The organism is Terrisphaera buseokensis, from assembly GCF_047521145.2.
In the GTDB taxonomy this organism is placed as follows: Bacteria; Verrucomicrobiota; Verrucomicrobiia; order Opitutales; family Opitutaceae; genus ER46.
The window spans coordinates 5,117,659-5,142,054 of sequence record NZ_CM134186.1; the positions used below are offsets into that span (position 1 = coordinate 5,117,659).

16 protein-coding genes are annotated in these 24,396 nt (G+C 64.4%); 8 read left to right on the forward strand and 8 right to left on the reverse strand.

What is annotated here, in order from left to right; all coding sequences use genetic code 11:
* Positions 1-186 precede the first annotated feature (186 nt).
* Both ACLJEU_RS19225 and ACLJEU_RS19230 read left to right on the forward strand, forming a co-directional pair.
* Positions 187-3,711, forward strand: coding sequence for a TonB-dependent receptor plug domain-containing protein (locus ACLJEU_RS19225; protein ID WP_414664126.1), 3,525 nt, complete (start codon positions 187-189; stop codon positions 3,709-3,711).
* Between the two features lie 132 nt (positions 3,712-3,843).
* Entirely contained in the window at positions 3,844-5,799 is a 1,956-nt protein-coding gene (locus ACLJEU_RS19230) for a tetratricopeptide repeat protein (protein ID WP_414664127.1), read from the forward strand.
* A gap of 148 nt (positions 5,800-5,947) precedes the next feature.
* On the opposite strand, the gene ACLJEU_RS19235 is transcribed toward ACLJEU_RS19230, so the two are convergent.
* The 8 genes from ACLJEU_RS19235 to aspS all read right to left on the reverse strand — a co-directional run bounded on the left by ACLJEU_RS19235 (position 5,948) and on the right by aspS (position 14,552).
* Positions 5,948-6,286: a P-II family nitrogen regulator gene (locus tag ACLJEU_RS19235; protein ID WP_414664128.1), complete on the reverse strand. Its 339-nt coding sequence runs from the start codon at positions 6,284-6,286 to the stop codon at positions 5,948-5,950.
* Between the two features lie 34 nt (positions 6,287-6,320).
* Positions 6,321-7,829 carry an ammonium transporter gene (locus ACLJEU_RS19240; RefSeq protein WP_414664129.1) on the reverse strand — a complete coding sequence of 503 codons (1,509 nt, stop codon included), beginning with the start codon at positions 7,827-7,829 and terminating at the stop codon, positions 6,321-6,323.
* Between the two features lie 236 nt (positions 7,830-8,065).
* Complete coding sequence (locus tag ACLJEU_RS19245; protein ID WP_414664130.1) at positions 8,066-8,404, reverse strand: P-II family nitrogen regulator; 339 nt, start codon at positions 8,402-8,404, stop codon at positions 8,066-8,068.
* A 29-nt stretch (positions 8,405-8,433) separates the two neighbouring features.
* Positions 8,434-9,966, reverse strand: a complete 1,533-nt coding sequence (locus ACLJEU_RS19250) for an ammonium transporter (protein ID WP_414664131.1) — start codon at positions 9,964-9,966, stop codon at positions 8,434-8,436.
* Between the two features lie 260 nt (positions 9,967-10,226).
* Positions 10,227-10,565 carry a P-II family nitrogen regulator gene (locus ACLJEU_RS19255; protein ID WP_414664132.1) on the reverse strand — a complete coding sequence of 113 codons (339 nt, stop codon included), beginning with the start codon at positions 10,563-10,565 and terminating at the stop codon, positions 10,227-10,229.
* Positions 10,566-10,584: 19 nt separating this feature from the next.
* Entirely contained in the window at positions 10,585-12,105 is a 1,521-nt protein-coding gene (locus ACLJEU_RS19260) for an ammonium transporter (RefSeq protein ID WP_457795277.1), read from the reverse strand.
* Positions 12,106-12,215: 110 nt separating this feature from the next.
* Positions 12,216-12,554: a P-II family nitrogen regulator gene (locus ACLJEU_RS19265; RefSeq protein WP_414664134.1), complete on the reverse strand. Its 339-nt coding sequence runs from the start codon at positions 12,552-12,554 to the stop codon at positions 12,216-12,218.
* Between the two features lie 210 nt (positions 12,555-12,764).
* Complete coding sequence (gene aspS / locus ACLJEU_RS19270) at positions 12,765-14,552, reverse strand: aspartate--tRNA ligase (protein ID WP_414664135.1); 1,788 nt, start codon at positions 14,550-14,552, stop codon at positions 12,765-12,767.
* A 348-nt stretch (positions 14,553-14,900) separates the two neighbouring features.
* Here aspS and ACLJEU_RS19275 point away from each other — a divergent pair, with 348 nt between their 5' ends.
* The 6 genes from ACLJEU_RS19275 (at position 14,901) to ACLJEU_RS19300 (ending at position 24,371) form a co-directional block, all read left to right on the forward strand.
* Positions 14,901-17,045 (forward strand): hypothetical protein, encoded by a 2,145-nt coding sequence (locus ACLJEU_RS19275; protein ID WP_414664136.1) that lies wholly within the window; start codon positions 14,901-14,903, stop codon positions 17,043-17,045.
* A gap of 5 nt (positions 17,046-17,050) precedes the next feature.
* Entirely contained in the window at positions 17,051-17,500 is a 450-nt protein-coding gene (locus ACLJEU_RS19280) for a hypothetical protein (protein WP_414664137.1), read from the forward strand.
* Between the two features lie 126 nt (positions 17,501-17,626).
* On the forward strand, positions 17,627-19,549 hold the full coding sequence (locus ACLJEU_RS19285) for a c-type cytochrome (protein WP_414664138.1): 1,923 nt from the start codon (positions 17,627-17,629) through the stop codon (positions 19,547-19,549).
* A gap of 108 nt (positions 19,550-19,657) precedes the next feature.
* Positions 19,658-21,148: a c-type cytochrome gene (locus ACLJEU_RS19290; RefSeq protein WP_414664139.1), complete on the forward strand. Its 1,491-nt coding sequence runs from the start codon at positions 19,658-19,660 to the stop codon at positions 21,146-21,148.
* 63 nt (positions 21,149-21,211) lie between these two features.
* Entirely contained in the window at positions 21,212-21,655 is a 444-nt protein-coding gene (locus ACLJEU_RS19295; protein WP_414664140.1) for a hypothetical protein, read from the forward strand.
* A gap of 7 nt (positions 21,656-21,662) precedes the next feature.
* Positions 21,663-24,371: a patatin-like phospholipase family protein gene (locus ACLJEU_RS19300; RefSeq protein ID WP_414664141.1), complete on the forward strand. Its 2,709-nt coding sequence runs from the start codon at positions 21,663-21,665 to the stop codon at positions 24,369-24,371.
* The last annotated feature ends 25 nt before the right edge of the window (positions 24,372-24,396 follow it).

Consider the following 24,396-nt stretch of genomic DNA (forward strand, 5'->3'; position numbering starts at 1 on the left):
TCGCGCCCCGGGCCCCGCACCGCACCGCGGCTTTTTGCGTTGAGCTGTAGGCGCGAGTCCGTAGGACACGTGTCCGGTCAGGTTTGCTTTTCGTACCCCTTTGTTTTCCCCGCCCGTCGCCTCCCCTGCTGACGATGCCGATTGGACTCATTCCGTTCGCGCCACGCCCGCAGCCGCGTGCTTTCCATGAAAATCTATACCCCACCACCCTGCTCCCCCCGGCTCTCGGCCGTCGTCCCCATTTGCATCCTGCTCCTCGGCGGCGGTTCACTCGCGGCCCAGGTCGCGCCCGCCCGCGCTCCGGACGCCGCGACGCTCGCCAAATACGACACGAACCGAAACGGCCGGCTCGACGCCGATGAGCAGTCCGCGCTCGATGCCGACCAGCGCCGCGCCGCATCCGCCACCGCTCCCGCGACGGCCGGTGCCAAGGCCGCGGACGAAGTGATCTCGCTCTCACCCTTCGAGGTCATCTCCGACACGAAAGGTTACTACGGAGCGAACACGATGTCGGGCACGCGCTTCAACTCGAAGCTCGAGGACCTCGCCTCATCGATCACCGTGATGACGAAGGAACAGATGTCGGACTTCGCGATGCTCGATATCAACGACGTGTTCCTCTACACCGCGAGCGCCGAGGGCACCGGCAACTACACGGACTTCGAGGTGAATCGAAATGGCGATGTGCAGGAAAACGTCAGCCTCAACCCCACCGGCGCCAACCGCATCCGCGGTATCGCGGCCGCGAACGTTTCCCTCGGCAACTTCGAGACGATGGGCCGCGTACCGGTCGATCCGCTCGGCATCGACTCGGTCGAGATCAGCCGCGGCCCGAACGCCAGCGTGTTCGGCCTCGGCAATCCGTCCGGCACGGTGAACATGGTGCCGGCCTCGGCCAATCTCACGCGCAACCGCACGCAGTTTCAGGCGCGCGGCGACAGCTACGGCGGCTACCGCACGAGCCTCGACGTCAACCGCGTGGTGAAGAACGGCCTCCTCGCCGTGCGCGCCACGGGTTCGTTCCAGCACGACGGCTTCGTCCGCAAGCCCTCCGGCGTGAACACCGTGCGCTACAGCGGCATGGTCAAGTACCAGCCGTTCAAGAAGACGAACATCACCGCGTCCTACGCGGTGTACCGGATGAACGGCAACCGGCCCAACGCCAGCCCGCCCCGCGACAACATCTCCTACTGGATCGCGAATGGCCGGCCCACCTGGGATCCCGTCGCACAGGTCGTCCACGTCAACGGCCAGACCATCGGCAACGGCGGACTCGGCACCACCACGCCGATCACGGCCGACGCCAACGTACCGGACTACTTCAACCGCAGTTTCACCGGCAGCGGCCGCTTCTATGCCTATGTCGGACCCGGCGGGCTGGAACTGCTCGGCACTTCCGGTTCGACGCTCAACACCAATCCCGGCACCGGTTCAGGTACGCTGCGCTACATGTCCGTCAGCGCCGGCTCCGGCATCGCGGCCGGCCGCTTCACCGGCCAGCCGTTGTTCACCACGACGCCGTCAGTCAGCAGCAAGGCGCTCTACGATTGGACCGAGCAAAACCTGCAGGCGATGAATCGCGTGATGGATCGCACGTTCACGTCGAGTGTCTCGATTGACCAGAACGTGATCGACACGCCGATGCACCGCATCGACGCCCAGGTCTCGTTCCTGCGGGAGGACTCGCAGCGTTACACACGCAACATCATGGGTGAGCTCAACGCCAACGGCCAGTCCGGCCAGCTCCTGATTGATCCCAACGAGCGGCTGATCGACGGCTCGACGAACCCGTTTTTCCTCCGTCCCTACATGGGCGTGGATCAGCCGTTCACCACCTGGCAGCCGCAGAAGTGGGACACCTACCGCGCCCAGATCGGCTACCGGCTCGATCTGACAAAGGAGAAGGGCTTCCTGCACTGGCTCGGCATGCACCAGCTTTCCGGATACGACGAGTACAAGTACCGCATCAACCGCCGCTATGCCTACAAGGACGGCATCGCCAGCAATCATCCCTGGATTCCCGCCGGTGTCTCCCGCGTCAATCAGGGCGCCATCACCGGCGGCCCCGCGGCCGCCGCCAACGTCACCCGCGGCTATTATCGCTACTACCTCGGCGACGCCAGCGGCAACAATATCGACTACGCCCCCGCGGAGTTCAGCAGCGGCACGTATCCGTTCTTCTATGGCAACCCGACCACGGGCTTCGTGCGCGAGCCGACGCTGATCAGCCAGATCGCGACCACCGATCGCACCGGTGCCGGCAACAACTCCAAGACAATCCTCAAGACGCTCGGCGGCGTGATCCAAAGCCACTTTCTCGACAGCCGGATCGTCACGACCTTCGGCAAGCGCACCGACAAGCAGTACGTGAAGAACGGCTCGACGCCGCAGCGGCTCACTGCCGACGGCATGTCCTTCGACTACGAGTCGATCAATCACTGGGCGGTGGGCGACTACCGCTTCAACAGCGGCGACACGACCCAGAAGGGCGCGGTGGTTCGGCCGTTCCGCGGCTGGGCTCCGATCACGAACCTGGCGCGCAGCAGCGGCCTCGAGCGCTTCCTCGGCCAGACGCTGAACGGACTGTCGCTCACGTACAACGAGTCCGACAGCTTCCGCCCGCAGGATCCGCGCGTGGACCTCTACCTGAAGCCGCTCCCCAACCCTTCCGGCGAGGGCAAGGACTGGGGTTTCGCGCTGAACATGTTCGACAATCGATTTGTCCTGCGGGTGAACAGCTACGAGACGCAGCAAATAAAGACGCGCGGCGGTGACGCCGGCACGATTGCCCAGCGCGTGACCCGCACTGACGTCGCGTCGACGGCCGCGTTCCTGTTGCAGACCCAGGCGCTGCTCTGGGTCGCCGCCGCCAACCCCACCTGGACCCAGACGCAGATCGAGACCGAAGTCGGCCGCCAGATGGGGATCCCGTGGGAGCGCCAGGTCGCGATCGAAAACGCCTTCGACGCCGGCCTGATTTCCTCCACGAACGACATCATCGCGACGGGCAAGGAAATAGAACTCAACTACAACCCGACGCCCTATTGGACCGTCGCCGCCTCCGCGACCAAGAACGAATCGAAGAACGCCAACGTTTCGAGCGACATCGCGCAGTGGATCGGCGAGCGCATGCCGATCTGGACGACGATCCGCGATCAGCGCACCGGTCAGCTGTGGTGGAATACCAACTACGGCGGCGCGCAGACGGCAGCACAGAACTTCGCGGTGTTCGTCGGCTCGCCCTACGCGGTCGTGCAGCAGTCCGAGGGCACGCCCAATCCCCAAATCCGCAAGTACTCCGCGCGCTTCAGCACGAACTTCAAGCTGAGCGGCATCACCGAGCACCAGACGCTCCGGAAGTTCGAAATCGGCGGCGCGCTCCGCTGGCAGGACAAGGGCTTCCTCGGGTACTACGGCGTGCAAAAACTCCCGGCCACCATCACGGATCTCGATCGCACCCGCCCCATCTGGGACACCGGCAGCTTCTTCGGCAAACGCACGACCGGCCACTATTCCCTCGACGTGAACCTGCGTTATCGCACGCGACTGTTCACGAACAAGATTGGCACGACCCTGCAGCTCAACGTGCGGAACCTGCAGGAAAGCGGGGGCCGTCTGCAGGCGATCGGCGCGTTCCCGGACGGTACGCCCCACACGTATCGGATTGTGGACCCACGACAATTCATCCTAACTGCAACCTTCGATTTGTAGCGTTGTAACATCCAGTACCCTGTCAGCGAAGCGCCGGTCTCCAGAGACCGGCGCTTTTTTGTGGGAGCGCCCGGGTCTCACCGGCAGGTTCTGATGCAGGCGGGACGCCTGCGCTCCCGGTTCCATTTCTTTGTGAAGCCCCGTCAGCTCGAAAATCCCCAGCCACCGCCCGACATCCTCACGCCGTTCCGGCTGGGCGTGATCATCTTTGCGGCCACGCTTGCCGCCTACTTTCCCGCGCTCCAGGGCGGTTTCATCTGGGACGACCAGCCCGGCCACATCACGCGGCCGGAGTTGCGCTCCTTCGCGGGTCTTGCACGGATCTGGTTCGAGCCGGGGGCAACGCAACAGTACTATCCGTTGCTGCATTCGGCGTTCTGGCTGGAGCACCGCCTCTGGGGCGATGCGCCATTCGGCTACCACCTGATCAACGTCCTGCTGCACGCGACCAGCGCCTGTCTGGTCGGAGCCATCCTTCGCCGGCTGGCGGTCCCCGGCGCCGGGCTCGCCGCGCTGATATTCGCGCTCCATCCCGTGGCGGTGGACTCGGTGGCCTGGATCTCGGAACAGAAGAACACCCTCTCCACCGTACTTTACCTGTGCGCCGCGCTCGCGTATCTGCGTTTCAATGACGACCGCCGGCCGGGGCGATATGCCCTCGCCACCACGTGCTTCGCGCTCGCACTACTCACCAAGACCGTCACGGCCACGCTGCCGGCCGCCCTGCTCGTAATCCTGTGGTGGCGTCAGGGCCGCCTCGGTTGGCGCCGCGACGTCGCACCGCTCCTGCCGTGGTTTGCACTCGGAACGGCCGCGGGGCTGTACACCGCCTGGTTCGAGCATGCGCAAATTGGGGCGCAGGGCGCCGACTTCGCGCTGGGACCGGTCGAACGCGTCCTGCTGGCGGGTCGCGCGCTGTGGTTCTACGCGGCCAAGGTCGTCTGGCCGGCGGAGCTGATCTTCATCTATCCGCGCTGGACGATCGACGCCGGCGAGGCGTGGCAGTGGCTCTTTCCGCTCGGCGCGATGGCGCTAATCGCCGGACTCGCGTGGCGTCGCCGGCAGAACGCCGGACTGCTGGCCGGCGCGCTGTTTTTCGGCGGCACGCTCTTCCCCGCGCTGGGTTTCGTGAACGTCTTTCCGTTCCTCTACTCGTACGTCGCGGATCACTTCCAGTATGTCGCCAGCCTCGGGCTCATCACGCTCGGAGCGGCCGGAGCGTCGCGCGGGTTGGAACGACTACCCCGGACGGGCGCGATCGCGGTCACTATCGCGCTGCTCGGCACGCTGGGGACGTTCACGTGGCAGCACGCAGGCACCTACCGCGATGTATTCACACTTTATCGTACGACGCTGGCGAAGAATCCCGCGTGCTGGATGGCGCACAACAATCTTGGCATCGCCCTCGTCGATGCCGGCCGCGCTGACGAGGCGCTGACGCACTATCATCAGGCACTCGGGTTGCGCCGCGATTACGCCGAGGCGGAAAACAATCTCGGCTACGCCCTGTCCCGTCTGGGGCGTCACGCCGAGGCGCTCACCCACCTCGAACGGGCGATCCAATTGAAACCGGGTTACGCCGACGCGCACAACAATCTCGGCGCGGCCCTCATGGGAGTCGGACGGTCGACCGAAGGCATCGCCGCCTTCGCCACGGCGATCGGACTGAACCCCCGTGACGCCGTCGCACACTTCAACCACGGCCTCGCCATCGCGTCGTCGGGCCGGCCCGCCGAGGCGATCGCGCACTTCGAGCGCGCGTTGTCATTGAATCCCGGATATGCCGAGGCCGAGCTGAATTGGGGCGTCGCGCTGACAGTAACCGGTCGCACCTCCGAGGCGCTCCCGCATTTCGAGCGAGCGCTCCAACTGAATCCCGCGCTGCCCCATGCCCACCTCAGCTTTGGTCGCGCGCTTGCCGGCATCGGACGCTACGACGACGCCATCGCCCGGTTTCGCGCGGCGTTGGAGCTCGAACCGCGCAGCGGCGAGGCGCATCTCCAGCTCGCGCTGGCCTTACACCAAACGGGCCGGCGTGATGAAGCCGAGCTACACGCTCAAACGGCCCGCCAGCTTGGCGCACGGTAAGAGGCATCCCACTTTGCTTCTGGCGCTGCGGCCGGACACGGCGAGTGGCGAGTGAACGGAATTCCGTCCACTCGCCGGCGCGCGTCGCCACGGCAACCCAACCGCCCCGCATGGCAGCAGCGCCTGCTGCCGCGCGGGGCGGTTGCGGTCAGATCGCCGGGTCGCCGCGTTCGTCGGTCCGAATCCGGATCACTTCCTCGAGCGGCATGATGAACACCTTGCCGTCGCCGATCTTGCCGGTTTTCGCCGACGCCACGATGGCATCGATCGCCTTGGCGACGACGCCATCGGCCACGGCGATTTCAATTTTCACCTTGGGCAGGAAGTCGACCGTGTACTCGCTGCCGCGGTAGATCTCGGTGTGGCCCTTTTGCCGGCCGAAGCCCTTGACCTCGGTGACGGTCATTCCCTCGACGCCGACTTCGGACAGCGCGGTTTTCACTTCTTCGAGTTTGAAGGGCTTGATGATGGCGATGATGAGTTTCATGGATTGGGGCGTAGTAAGAGTGTGGAGACGCGGCTCACGATTTGGCCTCGTAGATATAGCCTTCCTCGCCGTGGTCGCCGAGATCGAGGCCTTCCTGTTCGGCTTCCACCGTCGGGCGGAGTCCGATGAGCGCCTTGACCACGAAACCGATCACCACCGTGGCCGTGACCGACAACAGTACCGTGAGGCCCATCGCCTTGAGCTGCTCGATCCAGAGCGACTTGCCGACGATATCCTTCAGGTTGGTGTTGAGATTCGCGTTGACCGAGGCGTTGGCGAAAATGCCGCTCAGGAAAGCGCCGAGCGTGCCGCCGACCGCGTGGACGCCGAAGGTGTCGAGGGCGTCGTCGTACTTCAGCATGCCCTTGAGCTTCGTGCAGGCGAAGAACGGAATCGCACCGGCCAGCACACCGAGCGGCATGGCCGAGCTCGAGGTGATGAAGCCGCACGCCGGGGTGACGACCACGAGGCCCGCCACCGCGCCGGAACAGAAGCCCAGCACGCTCGCCTTGCCGCGGGTGATGTATTCGAGGGCGGCCCAGGTGAACGAAGCCACGCCGGTTGCGAGCGTCGTCGTCGTAAACGCATTGGCGGCCACACCGTCGGCGGCGACAGCCGAGCCGGCGTTGAAGCCGTACCAGCCGACCCAGAGCATGCCGGTGCCCACCATGCAGAGCACGAGGCTGTGCGGAGGCATCGGGGTCTTGCCGAAGCCGAGACGCGGTCCGACCATCAGGCAGAGAATCAGCGCCGACCAGCCCGAGGACATGTGCACCACGGTGCCGCCCGCGAAGTCGATCGCCTTGATCGAAGCCCCGGCGTTCCAGACGCCGTTCATGTATCCGGTCGAGCCCCACACCATGTGGGCGAGCGGGAAATAGACGACGAACATCCAGAACGTCATGAAGAGCAGCATCGCCGAAAACTTCATGCGCTCCGCGATCGCACCGACGATCAGCGCCGGCGTGATGATCGCGAACATCAGCTGGTACATGGAAAACACGTTCTGCGAAACCCAGAACGAGTAGTCGGTGTTCGGCGCGCTATCGACGCCCCGCATGAAGAAGTACTCGGAGCCGCCGAGGAACGCGCTGTTGAAGCTCTTGCCGAAAACGAGGCTGTAACCGAACGCCCACCACAGGATGGTGACGAGCCCGGCGAGACCGAGACACTGCGCCATGACGGAGAGGACGTTCTTCGTCCGCACCAGGCCGCCGTAAAACAGCGCGAGACCCGGGAGTGTCATGAACAGCACCAGTGCCGCACAGATCATCATGAAGCCGTTGTGGCCGGGACCGGCGGTGCCGACCGAAGGCGTGGTGAGTCCGGCGGGCACGTTGCCCTTGGCATCCTTCAACGGCGCGGTCGGGTCGCCGTTGCCCAGGTAGGCTTCCAAGCCGGCGATACGCTGTTCAAGCGTCGGAACAGGCGGAGGTGCGGCGGGAGCCGGCGCAGCGGCCTGGGCAAAAACGGACGCACCAGCGGCCAGCGCCAGGAACGCCGCGAGAAGCGGACGGAGGGGTTGGAATCGAAGGATTTTCATGTGACGACCCGGCCCATGAGCAAAATCGATGCCGCGACCGCCGCGCATGCATGAAATCCTAAAAAAAGTGCCCGGCGCGGACGCGATGGTGGGCAGCGCCGGGACCGCGGACGCCCCGTCCGCTTCGTAAACCAATACTGGCGGGACGCCTGCGCGCCCGTCATCCGGCACAAAAAAGCCGGGCTCGCGAACGAGCCCGGCTGGAATGACTTCAGGACCGATATGTGCGTCGAGCCTCAGACGGCTGATTCACCGCGCTCGTCGGTGCGAATCCGCACCACTTCATCGAGCGGGAGCACGAACACCTTGCCGTCACCGATTTTCCCGGTCTTGGCGGCCTTGACGATCGTGTCGACGGCCTTGCCGGCGGTTTCGTCACCGACGGCGACTTCGATTTTCACCTTGGGAAGGAAATCGACCGTGTACTCGCTGCCGCGATAGATCTCGGTGTGGCCCTTCTGACGACCGAAGCCTTTGACCTCGGTGACCGTCATGCCCTCGATGCCGGCGGCCGCCAGGGCCTCCTTCACTTCCTCGAGCTTGAACGGTTTGATGATGGCGATGATGAGTTTCATTGAGAATGGAGGTTAAGGTTGGGCGTGGCTCAGGACTTCCCCTCGTAGATGTAGCCTTCCTCGCCGTGGTCGGTGAGATCGAGACCTTCCTGTTCCGCGTCCGGAGTCGGCCGCAGGCCCATGACGGCCTTGATGATGTAGGCGATGATGACGGTCGCGACGACCGACAGCACCAGGGTCAGGGCGATGGCCTTGACCTGCTCGAGCCAGAGCGTCTTGCCCACGATATCCTTGAGATTCGTGTTCAAGTTTCCGTTCACGGCCGGCGTCGCGAAGACTCCGGTGATGAACGCACCCAGCGTGCCGCCGACCGCGTGAACGCCGAAGGTGTCGAGCGCGTCGTCGTATTTGAGCAGGCCCTTCAGCTTGGTGCAGGCGAAGAACGGAACCGCGCCGGCCATGATGCCCACCCACATTGCCGAAGTGGTGTTGATGAAGCCGCAGGCCGGCGTGACCACCACGAGACCAGCGACGGCGCCGGAACAGAAACCAAGGACGCTGGCTTTGCCCCGCGTCACGTATTCGAGGGCGGCCCAGGTAAACGATGCGACAGCGGCGGCGAGCGTCGTGGTCGCAAAGGCGTTGGCGGCCACACCATCGGCGGCCACGGCCGAACCGGCGTTGAAGCCATACCAGCCGACCCAGAGCATGCCGGTGCCGACCATGCAGAGCACGAGGCTGTGCGGAGGCATCGGCGTTTTGCCGAAGCCCAGACGGGGCCCGAGAATGATGCAGAGGATAAGCGCGGACCAGCCGGAGGACATGTGCACGACGGTGCCGCCGGCAAAGTCGATGGCCTTGATGGATGCGCCGGCGTTCCACACGCCGTTCATGAAGCCCGTGACGCCCCACACCATGTGGGCCAGCGGGAGATAAACCACGAACATCCAGACCAGCACGAAGAGCATGATGGCGGAGAACTTCATGCGCTCGGCGATGGCGCCGACAATCAGCGCGGGCGTGATGATCGCGAACATCAGCTGGTACATCGAGAAGACATTCTGGGAAACCCAGAACGCATAGTCGGTGTTCGGCGCGCTATCGACGCCCGCCATGAAGAAGAACTCGGTGCCGCCGAGGAACGGGCTGTTGAAGCTTTTGCCAAATACGAGGCTGTAACCGACCGCCCACCAGATGATCGTGACCAGGCCGGCAATGCCCAAGCACTGCGCCATGACCGAGAGGACGTTCTTGGTGCGCACGAGGCCGCCATAGAAAAGGGCGAGACCGGGCAGCGTCATGAAGAGCACGAGCGCCGCGCAAATCATCATGAAGCCGTTGTGACCGGGACCCGCGGTGCCGACCGACGGCATCGTGAGCCCGGCAGGGATCGTCGCGTTGCCGTCCTTGTCCTTGGGCCCGACTTTCAGCACCGCCGTGGGATCACCATTGCCGATGTAGGCTTCGATTCCCGCGATCCGCTGCTCCAACGTCGGTGGCGGAGGCGGAGGTGGAGTGGCCGCAGCCGGTGGAGTTTGGGCAAACAGCGATCCGAGGCCGAGCCCTGCGGAGAGGGCCAGGAACGCGAAGAGCTTCGAGCGACGAGGGCGTGAACAGGTCATGCGCTTATGTGATTTGTGGTTGAGCAGTCTCCTGCCCGGCGGCGCCCGATGATGAATCAAAGGATGACGGAGGGCGTGGACGATGAGACGCAGCGACCAAGCACCAGCCGTGCCAAGGATCCGGCGATGACGATCGTCATGCCGCCGGACGCAGGTGCAGCTTACTGTCGAAACGTCGGTTTCGTGGCCACGCGCGCCGGAGCCGGAGGCGCCACGTTGCGCCCCGCGCCCCAGTCTAACTGAACCTCGCCGCGATCAGCTCACACCGCCGACGCGCCGCGCTCGTCGGTGCGAATCCGCACCACTTCCTCGAGCGGCACCACAAAAATTTTCCCATCGCCGATCTTGCCGGTCTTCGCGCCGCGGCAAATCGCATCGATCGTGGCGCCGACGCGGTCGGCTTCGACCGCGATCTGAATTTTCACCTTTGGCAGGAAGTCGACCGTGTATTCACTTCCCCGATATATCTCCGTGTGCCCCTTCTGCCGGCCAAACCCCTTCACGTCGGTGACCGTCATGCCCTCGATGCCCGCCTCGGCGAGGGCGGCCTTCACGTCCTCGAGCTTGAACGGTTTGATGATCGCAATGATGAGCTTCATAATAAAATAGTGCCGGCGATCACGACTTCGCGTCAAAGATGTACGCCTCTTCGCCGTGTTCGCTGAGATCCAAGCCCTCCGTCTCGGCCTCGATGGTGGTGCGGAGCCCGACGACGCGCTGCACCACGAGGGCGATCAGCGCCGTGCCACACGTGGCCAGCAGGATGGTCACGGCCATCGCCTTGAGTTGCTCGCGCACGAGCGTGTGACCGACCACGCCCTGCAGGTGCGTGAGCAGATTCGGATTCACCGCGGGAGTGGCAAGGACACCGGTGAGCACCATGCCGATCGTGCCACCGACACCATGCACGCCAAAGACGTCGAGGGCGTCGTCATAACCTAGCCAGCCCTTCACCTTGGTGCAGGCCAGAAACGAAAGCGCGCCGCCCAGCGCGCCGCAGATCATCGCGCCCGAAGCGTCCACAAAGCCGCACGCCGGCGTGATCGTCACGAGTCCCGCGAGCGCACCCGAGCAGAAGCCGAGCACGCTGGCCGTACCGCGGACCAGCACTTCGAAAAGCGCCCACGCGCCCGCCGCCACCGCCGCCGCCAGCGTCGTGGTCATGAACGCATTGGTCGCCACGCCATCGGCGCCAAGCGCCGAACCGGCGTTGAAGCCGTACCAGCCAATCCAGAGCAGACCCGTGCCGACCACCGTGAGGACGAGGCTGTGCGGCGGCATCGGCGTGCGACCGTGGCCGAGTCGCGGACCCACAAAGAGGCACAGCACGAGCGCCGAGTAACCCGACGCCATCTCCACCACCAGGCCGCCGGCAAAATCGATCGCCTTGATGCCCGCGCCGACGTTCCACACGCCGTTCATCCAACCGTTGCTGCCCCACACCATGTGCGCGAGCGGGACGTAGACGAGAAACAGCCAGAGCGTCGTGAACAGCAGGACGGCGGAAAATTTCATCCGTTCGACGACCGCGCCGATCAGCACCGCCGGCGTGATCACGGCAAAGGCCAGCTGGAACATCGCGAAGACATTCTGCGAAACCCAGAACGAGTAGTCCGGATTCGCCGCGGCCCCCACGCCGCGAAAGAAGAAGAACTCCGTGCCGCCGAAAAACGGGCTGCCGAAATTCCGGCCAAACACGAGGCTGTATCCCACCGCCCACCACAGCACCGCCACCCAGCTCGTGATGCCGAAACACCATGCGACAACCGAGAGCGCATTCTTCGTCCGCACGAGCCCGCCGTAAAACAGCATCAGGCCCGGCAGGGTCATCAACAGCACCAGTGCGGTGCTCACCATCATCCACGTGTTGTGCGCGGGACCCGGCGTCAGTGCCGCCGGCGTGGTCAGCCCGGCCGGCACGCGGCCAGCGGCGTCCTTCAGCGCCGCCGCCGGATCCGTGTTGGCCAGATACGCTTCAATGGCCGCCAGCCGCTGCTCCACGCTGGCCACGGGTTGCGCGGTGACGACCGGGGGAGTGGCTGGCGAGGGCGCCGGCTGAGCCTGCGCGCCGGCGAGGGCCAGGAAGGCAAACAACGAGAGTAGGATCGGACGAAAGCGGGACAAACGCGAAGGCTGCATGCGGGGTGCCGCGATGAGAACAATTCATCGGGGTCACGCAATCCATGAACCGAAGCAGCCGACGATTATGACAGAGCGGCCCGGTGGCCGTCCCGCGCCGCGCCCCTTTATCAGACCGCGGATTCGCCGCGTTCGTCGGTCCGGATGCGCACCACTTCCTCGAGCGGGAGCACAAAAATCTTGCCGTCGCCAATCTTGCCCGTCTTCGCGGCCTTCGCAATGGCGTCAATCGCCTTGCCGGCGACCTCGTCGGACACCGCGACCTCGAGCTTCACCTTCGGGAGAAAATCGACCGTATACTCACTGCCGCGATAGATCTCGGTGTGCCCCTTCTGGCGGCCAAAGCCCTTCACTTCCGTCACGGTCATGCCCTCGATGCCGGCGGCAGCGAGCGACTCCTTCACTTCCTCGAGCTTGAACGGTTTGATGATCGCGATGATGAGCTTCATGGGAGAACGGGATTGAGCGGCAGTTTGGTTCTACGCCGCGCGCCAGCCGGAGCAAGCCCTCGTTCCAACGCGGCGGGACGATCGCGATGCGTCAGGCAAGCCGACGCGAGTGCAGGAGTAGACAGAACGAACCGAATCTTCCGGGCTTCGAGCAGCCCGATTCGGTTCCATTCTGTCTATTCTGTCAAAAAGCCGGAGCGCCGTGCCGCCTTACTGCGGCATGACGGTGGCGATGTGCAGCTCTTTCAGCTGACGCTCCGTCACCGGCGTCGGACTCTGGGCCATCAGGTCCTGGCCCTTCTGCGTTTTCGGGAAGGCGATGACGTCGCGAATGCTCGTCGTGCCGCAGAGCAGCGCGCACATGCGATCGAGGCCGAACGCGATGCCGCCATGCGGCGGCGCGCCATACGTGAAGGCCTTCAACATGTACCCGAAGCGGCTCTCGACGACGTCGGCCGGAATCTTGAGCACATCTTCAAACACCTTCTTCTGCAGCGCGGGCTGGTGAATACGGATCGAGCCGCCACCGAGCTCCATGCCGTTCAACACCACATCATAGTGCTGACCGCGCACGGCCTTGGGATTCGTGTCGAGCAAACCGGCGTCCTCCGGCACGGGCGCCGTGAACGGATGGTGGGTCGCGACGTAGCGGTTCTCCGCCTCGTCGTGCGACATGAGCGGAAAATCGATCACCCAGAGGAACTTCCAGTCCTCGTGCCGGATCGTCATCCGGCCGCGCTTCGCCAGCAACGCCGCCGACTCGAGCCGCAGGCGGCCGAGAATCGCGCAGGCCTTTTCCCACGGCGCCGCCGCGAAGAAAATGATGTCGCCTTCGGCGATGCCGAGCTTGGCCGTGAGTTCGGCCTTCTCGGTTTCCGAGAAGAATTTCACGATCGGCGATTTCCATTCGCCGCCCTCGACCTTGATGAACGCGAGGCCCTTCGCCCCGAGGGACTTTGCGATCTCCTCGAAGTTCTTGAGCTCACCCTGCGTGAGATCGGCCAGGCCCTTCGCATTGATCGCCTTGATCACGCCGCCGCCCGCCACCGTGGCCTGAAACACCTTGAAGGCCGAGTTCCGGAACGTCTCGGAAAAATCCACGAGCTCGAGCGCGAAACGCACGTCGGGCTTGTCGACGCCGAAACGGTTCATCGCGTCGTGAAACGCCATCCGCGGAAACGGCGTGGGAATGTCCGTGCCGAGCACGTCCTTCCACAGCTTCTTCAGCATGCCTTCGAACAGCGCGTAGATGTCCTCGCGCGTGACGAACGACGCCTCGACGTCCACCTGGGTGAACTCCATCTGCCGGTCCGCCCGCAGATCCTCGTCGCGGAAACAGCGCGCAATCTGGAAATATTTCTCCACGCCCGCCACCATCAGGATCTGCTTGAACTGCTGCGGCGACTGCGAGAGCGCGTAAAACTGACCGGGGTGAATGCGCGACGGCACGAGGTACTCGCGCGCACCTTCCGGCGTGCTCTTGAAGAGCGCCGGAGTCTCGACCTCGATGAACTCCTGGGAGTCGAAATAGTCGCGGATCGACTTCGCCGCCTTGTGCCGCACCTGCAGGTTCCGGCGCATCTTCGGCCGGCGCAGATCGAGGTAACGATACGTCAGACGCAGGTCCTCGTTGACCTTGTCACCGCCGATATCATCGAGCGGGAACGGCGGCGTCTCCGAGATGTTGTGAATGTCGAGCGATGACGCGACGACCTCCACCTCACCCGTCGGCAGCGACTTGTTTTCCGTGCCGGCCGGCCGGCGCACGACCTGGCCCGTGATGCCGATGACCGACTCCGTCTTGAGGTGCTTGAGCTGCCCCGCCAGCGTCGAATTATCGTGCGGCTCCAGCTTGATTTGCGTGACGCCTTTGCGGTCGCGCAGGTCGACAAAGATGATGCCGCCTTGATCGCGGATCGTGTCGACCCAGCCGAGAAGTGACACCGTGGCGTCAAGATCGGCGGGAGAGAGCTGGGCACAGTGGTGGGTGCGCTTCATATGGCAAAAGAGTCGGAAACTAAGCGGCTCGCTCCAACCAAGAGCAACTGGAATTTCGGCCACGCCGCGCGAGCAATGCGTTCGCATCACACCTCACCACCATGCGCGTTCGCTGGGCCCGCCTGACCACCTTCGCCTATACACTTGCACGACGCCTGAGGGAATGAACCCGTTTGCGTCGATCTGAACGCCTCAAGTCCGTTTCCCGATGCGGTTTTAAGATTTTCGCCGGCGGGCAAAGATTCGCCTTCCCCGGTCGGCTCGTCACAGGGTTTACCCAGACTGCGGCCCATGCCGCTTCGCGCGCCCCACGCGAAATTCCCACGGAAAATCGAACATTGCAGCATCATGGACAAGACACGCGCCCTTAGGTTCGGCGTTTTCGCCGGTCTCATCGCTCTCGGATTCACGGCCGGTTGCGGCCGTAAGTCGACCGCCGCCATCGACGACGCCGGCGGCCGCAAGCCCGAGGATTTTCCCGAACTGGCCGTGGATGTGTTCAAGCCCATGGACGGCGGCATCACGCTGTCCGCGGATGAAATCAAGGGCCGCAACACGTGGAATCTCTGGACCGGGGGCAACGAACAGTTTTGGGAACGGATGTCGCGCGAGAGCTTCGGCCTGATGGATCTACTGAAAACGATCGACTCGCGCAAACGCGCGCAGCGTTTCGCGGAGATGGGCCTGATCAACCAACCCGGCTACCGGCAGGCGTCGAAGCCGGATGAATACGGTCTCTGGATTGACGAGGCCGTCGAACCCGAATCGAAGGAAATCGATCCGAAGGTGTACGGCCGCCCAACCGGCATCATGGGCTTCCGACTCTTTCCGAATCCGGAATTCAATGACGAGGCGAAGAAGAAGTGGGACGCGCAGCGCTACTACAACGATGCCGACTATGCGGTCGGCAAGGATTTGATCCGGCCGTACCGCGTCGGCGTTTCCTGCGGTTCCTGCCACATTGCGTTTCATCCGCTCAATCCGCCCGCCGATCCGGTCAATCCGCGCTGGGAGAACCTGGCTTCAGCCATCGGCAACCAATACATCCGCGAAGGTCGCACCTTCGCCCACAATGTGAAGGAAGGCGGCCTCTTCTGGGAAATGTTGAAGGTGCAACCGCCGGGCACGTCCGACACTTCGCGCATCGCGACGGACCACATCAACAACCCGAACATGATCAATCCGATCTTCATGCTCGGCGAACGGCTCGCGCTGGCGGAGCGGAACGACAAGGAAACACTCGCGGGAGAATCGCTGCTGCTGCCCGGCAACTCCAAGGAAATGGGCGTGCCGCACGTGTTGAAGGACGGCGCCGATTCCGTCGGCGTTCCCGGCGCCACGCTGCGCGTCTACATCAACATCGGCATGTACTCGCAGCACTGGCTGCAGCAGCACAATGCGCTCATCGGCCTGCGCGAACAGAAGCCCTTCGAGATTTCCACCGCGCAAAAGAACTCCGTGTACTGGCGCGCCACCGAACAGAAATTCCAGAACATCGCCAAGTTCTTCACGAAGCTGCAGCCGATGTACCTGGCTGATGCGCCCGGCGGCAAGGCCTACCTGACCAAGGACGAGGACGTCCTGAAACGCGGCAAGATCGCGTTCGCCCGCCATTGCGCGGAATGCCATTCGAGCAAGCAGCCGCCCGCGACGGCGCCGGACAAGAAGGCCTGGTTTGTCGAGGCCGTGCAGAAGCCGGACTTCCTCGAGAACAACTTCCTGTCCGACGAAAAACGCTACCCGATCACGAAGATCAAAACCAACGCGGGCCGCGCGCTCGGCACGAATGCCATGCGCGGCCACGTCTGGGCCAACTTCTCCTCGGAGACCTACAAGAACCTGCCTTCGGTCGGCGAAATCGACGTCTATAATCCGTACACCGGCTCCAACCAGAAGTTCAAGGCGCCGGCCGGCGGCCCCGGTTACCTGCGTCCGCCGCCGCTCATCAGCCTCTGGACGTCCGCACCGTTCCTGCACAACAACGCGCTCGGCAAATTCACCGGCGATCCGTCCGTGGCCGGGCGCATGGCCGCGTTCGACGACGCCGCGGAAAAACTGCTCTGGCCCGAGAAGCGGCTGGACGTGGACTCCATCTGGCGTACCTCGCGCGAGTGCAGCATCCAGCTGCAGGCCGCCGTCCTGCCGGGCGCCTTGCGCGTGCTGCTCAAGGAGCACATCGATCCCGACGGTTACTTCCGGCTCGGACCGATTCCCGCCGGCACGCCGGTCAACCTGCTGGCGAATCTCAATCCCGACACCGATGCGACGAAGCTCGCCGGCATCTTCATCCGCATCAAGAAGGCGCTCGCCGAAATCAAGCTGCGCAATCTCAACGCCGAAGCCGCCCGCGACCTGATGAAACGCGACGTCGCGCCGGCCCTCTTCGCCGCCAGCAAGAGTCCGGACTTCATTACCGATCGCGGCCACGAATTCGGCACGGATCTCCCGGACGCCGACAAACGCGCGCTCATCGAGTACCTCAAGTTCCTCTAAGCGCCATGACCTTCGACGACCTAAAAGCCATGTCGCAGGCCCAGCTCGACGCGCTGTTCAAGGCGAGCCCTGCCGGCCCGATTCCGCAGGGCGACGCTCAGGGCGAGGCCATCGTCTGCCCGGGCTCGTTCTGGAGCCGATGCATCGCGCGCTTCGTCCACGCCCTCGCCTGGCAGGGGAAGGTTTTCACGCTCAATCCCGACGGCAACGGCGCCACGCTTGAAAACAAAATCACCATCGCCGGGGTGAAGGCGATTGTCGCCCGCGTGTATCACACCCCGAGTTGGATCGACCAGCGCGAGTGCATCGTCCTCGACTACTCCAAGACGTCGCTGCTCGCCCGAAAGATCCGCGACGAGATCCGGCTCGTCGATCCGGTCAACCGGCTCTACCTCGGCAAAGTCTGGTGGGGACAGACCCGGCTCGTGGACTTCGCGCTGCGGTTTCCCCGCTAACCCGCCTCGGCCCGAGACTCGTCGGGATCTTCTTATCACGCCGCCACCGCCCTTCCCGCTGGCCGGATCGCGTCACCACGCGCGCCGCCCTGCGGATCGCCCGATCGCACGCCACTCCCGGAATCGATGTCACTCACCGCCCGCCAGCTCCTGAAAAAAAGCCGCGCCGAACTCGACGCGCTCTTCGCCGCCAGTCCGGCGGGACCGATTCCCGTCGGCGAGGCGACCGGCACCGCCATCGCCTGGCCCGGCACACTCCGGTCGCGCGTGATCGCGTGGTTTGGCCGCGTCTTTCTCTGGCAGGGAAAAATCTTCGACCCGCAGGAACGCTGCCTCCGCAACCGCGTGTCGATGTTCAGCCTCACCGCGATCAAGGCCGAGGTGTACACGGGAACGAGCTGGTTCGACGGCCGCGAGTGCATCGTGATCGACTACAGCAAGACGTCGCTCGTCGCGAAAGTCGTGCGCGATGAGATCCGCCTGGTCGCACCCGGACTCTATCTCGGCCAAGTTTATCTCGGCCAAAATCGGAAACCGATCCTGAAGTTCTCCGTCGGCTTCCAATATCAACCCGCCCCCAAGGCGTGGCGTCGGTTCTGTGCGATCGCCGCGACCGCGCTGCTGGTCTTCGGGCTCTATCTCGCCGTCCGGTTGAATCGCGATGTTCCGGTCACGTACGCGGTCCCGGAGGATCATTTCAAGTACGGCTCCACGGGCGGCGAGCGCGACGCCGGCGTGCCGTACTGGATGTGGAAGGTGCTGCCGGTGATGTTCGCCGAGTTTCTGCCCCAACCCGATCAAGGGCTGGCCTCGCTCGGCTTCGTCTTCGATCCCACCCGCCCCACCGACAAGGACCTGCCCGTCGGTGTATCCAAACGGAACGTGCAGGGCATCGATCGCGTTTTCCTGAACTGCGCGGTCTGCCACGTCGGCACCGTGCGCGACACCCCGGAAAGCACGCCGCGGATCATCACCGGCATGCCGGCCAACACCGTCGATTTGCAGGCGTTCGAGCGCTTCCTGTTCAACGCGGCCACGAGCGAGAAGTTCACGCCGGAACGGCTCGGGGCGGAGATGAAGCGGATTGGCGCGAGCGACGACATCATCAACCGAATCATCCTGCGCTACCTCGCCGTCGACATCGGCCGGCGACGCCTGCTGTTCCTGCGCGATCGCTTCAAGTTCATGGACCGCGAGCCGGACTCGGGCCCGGGCCGCGTCGACACCTTCAACCCGCCGAAGGTGCTGCTGAATTTCCGCATGGACCTCCTGCCCGAGCGCGAGTGGGTCGGAAACTGCGATCTGCCGTCCGTCTGGCATCAGGCGAAACGGAAGGGCATGTGGCTGCACTGGGACGGCAACAACAACTCCGTCGAGGAACGCAACCGCAGCGCGTCGTTCGGCACCGGCGCGATCCCACCGACGCTCGACCGGCCGTCCATCCGCCTGATGGAAACTTACCTCCTCGACGCCGCCCCGCTGGCGTATCCGTTTCCCGTGGACGAGGCGCTGGCCGCCCGCGGCGCGCCCATTTACCGCGAGTACTGTGCGCGCTGTCACGGCGCAAGCGGCACTGATTTCTCCGGCGAGCTCGTTGGCCAGGTGACGCCCATCGAAGTGATTCGCACGGATCGCCACCGGCTCGACTCGTACTCACCGGAACTCGCCGCCAACCAGAACCTGCTGTACGCGGCGAACCCCGACGAACGTTTCCGGCACTTCCGGAAAACCTACGGCTACGCCAACCAACCGCTCGACGGCCTCTGGCTGCGCGCGCCGTATCTGCACAACGGCTCGGTGCCGACCCTGCGCGATCTGCTGAAGCCCGCGGACCAGCGGCCGAAGGCGTTTCATCGTGGCTACGACGTCTACGATCCGAAGGACGTCGGCTTCGTCAGCCAGGTCGCGACGGAGAAGTCGCGGAAATATTTCCGCTTCGACACGAGCCTGCCGGGCAACGGCAACTTCGGCCACGAAGGCCGCGAGTACGGCACGGAGCTTTCGCCCGACGCCAAGAACGCCCTCATCGAGTACCTGAAGAAATTCTAGTCCACCTCACGTTGCTTTAATGTAGGCGGGGTGCCCTCACCCCGCGGCTTGCACGGATCGAATCACCCACGCGGTGAGGGCACCCGGCCACAGTCATCTTTTCCCACCATGAGCCTCTCCCCGCGCTTCAAAAAACTGCTCGTTCGCTGCGTGATCGTCGTCGGCGTGCTCGCCATCGCCGGCGGCTGGTTTGGCTGGTACAAATTCTTCCGCGAGGAACCGGAGCCCGCGTGGGCCAACGAGACGGAGCGCTTCAAATACGGCAGCATCGGCGCAGAAGCGGCGCGCGGCCTGCCCTACTACATCTGGCTCGTGCTGCCGCGGATTTTCCCGGAGTACATCCCCGGCGCTGGCGGCTACAAGGCGTTCGGTCTCGTGTGGGAGGAAGGCAAGGAAATGCCCGTCGGCTTCACGAAGAAGGTCATCGGCTTCCCGCGCGTCGCCAACAACTGCGCGATCTGCCACGTCGGGACCTGGCGCAGCAAGGAGGACGAGACGCCGCACGTCATCGCCACCGCGCCCTCGCACACCACGAACGTGCAGGGCCTGCTGCGTTTCCTGACGAAGAGCGGCATGGATCCGCGTTTCACGGCCGACACGATTCTCGCCGAGATCGATCGCGAGGTGAAACTCTCGTTCATCGACCGGCTGATCTATCGCTTCGCGCTGATTCCGCTCACGCGCAACGCGCTGAAAGAGCAGCACGCGCAGCTGGAGTGGATGAATCGTCCGGGCTGGCCCGAGTGGGGCCGCGGCCGCGACGACCCGATGAACCTGACAAAATATTTCATGACCAACATGAAGGTCGACAACTCGACCGGCCAGGCCGACTTCCCCTCTGTCTGGAATCTGAAGATCCGCAAGGGCGACGGCCTCTACCTCAACTGGAGCTGCGACACGCCCGCGGTTCGCTCCGTGTTGATTGACTCCGCCCTCGGCCTCGGCGCCGCGCCCGATCCGAACCTGCCCTTTGACGAATTGAGCTGGTCGCTCAAACGCCGCGCGTGGTTCGTCAAACGCATGGAGGAGCTCGACACGTTCCTGAGCGAGACGCCGCCGCCCAAGTACCCGTTTCCCATCGACGCCGCGCTGGTCGCGCAGGGCAAGCCGCTCTATGCGCAGCACTGCGCCGCGTGTCACGACGTCGGCGGCACCTACACCAACAAGCCGGTGCCGTTCGCTGAAATCGGCACCGACGTCGAGCGCGCCAACACGTGGCTGCAGTCCGCCGCCGACGAAGCAAACCGCCGCGTGAAGGAGATGGGCATCAACCGGCCGAACATGGTGAAGATCGAAGGTTATTGTTCGCCGCCGCTCGACGGCATCTGGATGCGCGCGCCGTATCTGCACAACGGCAGCGTGCCGACGCTGCGCGATCTGCTCGCATCGGTGGCGGAACGGCCGAAGTCATTCCATCGCGGATACGACGTCTACGACCCGGTCAACGTGGGATTCGTCACGAGCGGCTTCGACACGGCGCGGCTCGGCTGGAAACTCGACACCACCGAGCGCGGTAACGGCAATCAGGGCCACACCTACGGCACCACGCTGTCGCCAGCCGAAAAATCGGCGATCATTGAGTATCTGAAGACGCTTTGAACCCCGTTCATGTCGCCTGCGCCCCGCAGGCGTTAAACCCACTCCAGCTCACGCTGCCGGCCCATGCTCCCGTCCCTCGCTGAAATGTTTCAGCGTTTGCTCCACGCTCCGGAGCAGACGCGCACGGCGCGCACCATCGAGGTGTTTGGCTGGGTGATATTGTTCGAAGGTACCGTCATGCTGCTCGCGCCGCATCAGGCCGCCGCCCTGCTCCAGCTCCCGGCGCTGAACGCGCAGGCGGCGAATTATTTTCGGATCCTCGGACTTCCGATCGGCGGATTGGGCATGCTCTACGTCGCCAGCGGCCGGTTGAATTCGTCGCGCTTTGCGTTTGCGTCGCTGCTCGATCGTCCGCTCGTCCCGCTGGTTATGCTCGTACTCTGGTGGCACGGCATTATTCCGGGAGCGCTCGCACTGATGTTTTCCATCCAGGACGCCGGCAGCTTCCTCTGGACGCTGCTCACCTGGCGGGCCGAGCGCAGCGCCACCCCTCCCCTTTCATCCTAGTTCGCGCATGAACTCCCCCACGCCTCCTCCGTTCAAGAACCACTATCCGTCCGCGCTGAAGACCGCGGAACAGACCGCGATCCACGAGCGTCGCGCGCGCAGCGAAACGGATCCGCGCACGCCGGTCGTGGGCGTGGCGCTTTCGGGCGGCGGCATTCGCAGCGCAACCTTCTCCCTCGGGCTCGTGCAGGCGCTCGCCCGGCAGCGGCTGCTGCGTCGCGTCGATTTTCTCTCCACCGTTTCTGGCGGCGGCTACTTCGGCTCCTTCCTCGGCACCGCCTTTTCCCGCTCGGGCGCGAACGTCGACACGGTCGAGCGTGATCTCTCCGACAACTATTCCTGGCCGGTGAGGTGGCTGCGCGAAAACGGCCGCTTCCTCTCGCCCAACGGCTCGGGCGACAACTGGCTGAGCGCCGCCGTCGCACTGCGCAACTGGGTCGCGCTGCAGGTCGTCCTGCTCGCGTTCGCGTTTCTCATCCTCGGTGTCGGCACCCTGATTCGCGCCGATCTCTGGATGGCGCAGTCGACCGGCAATGTCTGGAATGCGATCGAGGAGTTCTTCTGGAACAGCGATCACCACATCCTCGGCATCTGGTGGAGTCCGTGGCTGATTCTCCCGGTCATTCCGTTTGCCGTGCTGATGGTGCCGACCGGCCATGCCTACTGGCTGACGCAGTTCGTGCCGCTGATGAGCGTCCTCCGGCGGATCATCGGCTGGTTCAGCAAGCCGGTCCGGGCGATGACCAACGAGGAATTCGCGGGCAAATCCCAACACGCCCTCACCCGCACCTTCACGCTCGGCTTCATCATGGCCGTCACGCTGACCGGCCTGGCGGTGGTCGATTCGCTCGGGCAGACCGTGTACCTCCACTGGTCGGCCAACGACTTCGAGTTCCCTTCGCTCTGGGCCATGCTCACCAGTGCGGGCATCGGTCTTTTCGGTCTGGGCGCACGCATCGCGGTCGCCCTCGAAGGTCTGCTGGGCAAGCGGCGTTTCCGGCTGCCGTCCAGCGTCGCCGCCCTCGGCCTTGCGCTGATCTGGGGCGTGCTGATCGTCGTGGGCCTCTCGGTCACGGCGTGCGGCATCGCGTGGGAATGGGACCTCGTGTGGTCGGGCGAGCATCTCAACCGCATGGATGGCGCCTGGCCGTTGATGCTCGCGGTGGCGATTTGCTTCGTCGCCTCATGGGTCTTCAGCCGCGCGCTCGGCTTCGTCAATCTCTCCTCAATGCAGCAGGTCTACTCGGCGCGTCTGGCCCGCGCGTATCTGGGCGCGACGAATCCGGAACGGCGCGACAGCGGAAATCACAGCATGACCGACCTGATCGACGGCGACGATCTGCGGCTCGATGCCTACATGCCGCACGAACACGGCGGCCCGCTGCACCTGATCAACGTCACCGTGAATGAAACCATTTCCGGCAAGACGCAGATCGAGCGGCGCGATCGCAAGGGCCTCGCGATGGCGATCGGCCCCAGCGGCCTGTCCGTCGGCATCGATTCGCACGCGCTCTGGTCGCACAACGCGATGTCGGCTTCGCCGTTCGCCCGACGCCAGGCGCGCTGGGAACGACGCGAACGCTGCATCGTTCCGATTTCCGACGGACCCGGCGGCGGTTGTTTTCACGCCCTCTGCGACTCCGGCAAGACCAAGACCGGCACAGATCAGCCGCCGCTGCAACGCATCGAGGCGCTGCCGATCGGCCGGTGGACCGCCATTTCCGGCGCGGCGTTCACGACCGGCACGGGCTCCAACACCGAACTCGGCCTGAGCCTGCTGCTCGGTCTCGGCAACGTGCGGCTCGGTTACTGGTGGGACAGCGGCATCACCTCCGGCCAGAGCGGCGGACGGAATCGCAAGCCGAACTTCCTCGAGCTCGCGAGCCGCCTCGTCAGTCGGATCCTCCCGGTGCAGTCGTACCTGATGAACGAGTTCTTCGCGCGCTTCCACGGCCCCGCGCGGCGGCACTGGTACCTGTCCGACGGCGGCCATTTCGAAAACACCGGTTGCTACGAACTCATCCGCCGCCGCGTGCCGTTCATCGTCTGCAGCGACGCCGGCCAGGATCCCGCGTATGAGTTCAACGATTTCGCGAACCTCGTCCGCAAGGCGCGCATCGATTTCGGCGCGGAAATTCAGGTGATCCGACGCGCCGACGATCTCGCGACCGACGACCCCGGCGTGCGTTTCCCGCTGCCGAAGCTCGAGGAGATCCTGCATCCGAACCTGCTCGACGTCTTCGGCACCCCGGAGGACTTCAGCGCCCTGGCCGGAGCCGAGGAAGAAGAGGCGGAGGCAGAGGACGACGCGGGCCAACCGGCATCGCGGCGCTATGCAAAGTGCCACGCGATCCTGGCGCGCATCCACTATCTGGACACGGACGAGTTCGCGTGGCTCATGCTGATCAAGCCAAGCATCATGGGCGACGAAGCCGAGGACGTGCTGCAATACCAGCGCAAGCACACGATCTTCCCGCAGGAACCCACCTCGGATCAGTATTTCGACGAAGCCCAGTGGGAGAGTTACCGCAAGCTGGGCGAGCACATCGGCACCGAGCTTTTCACCGCTCCGAAGGGCGAAACGGCCGACGACGCCGGCAGCTGGAGTCCGTCGCAGATGCGCCCGCCCGCGCAAACCGTGACCCAGGAGAAAACCAGCCCAACCCCGCCGGTCGCCCGCATCCGGGAACTGCGGCCGTCCACGCCCGTCGCCTAGCGACGCATTTGGACAGAATGGACAA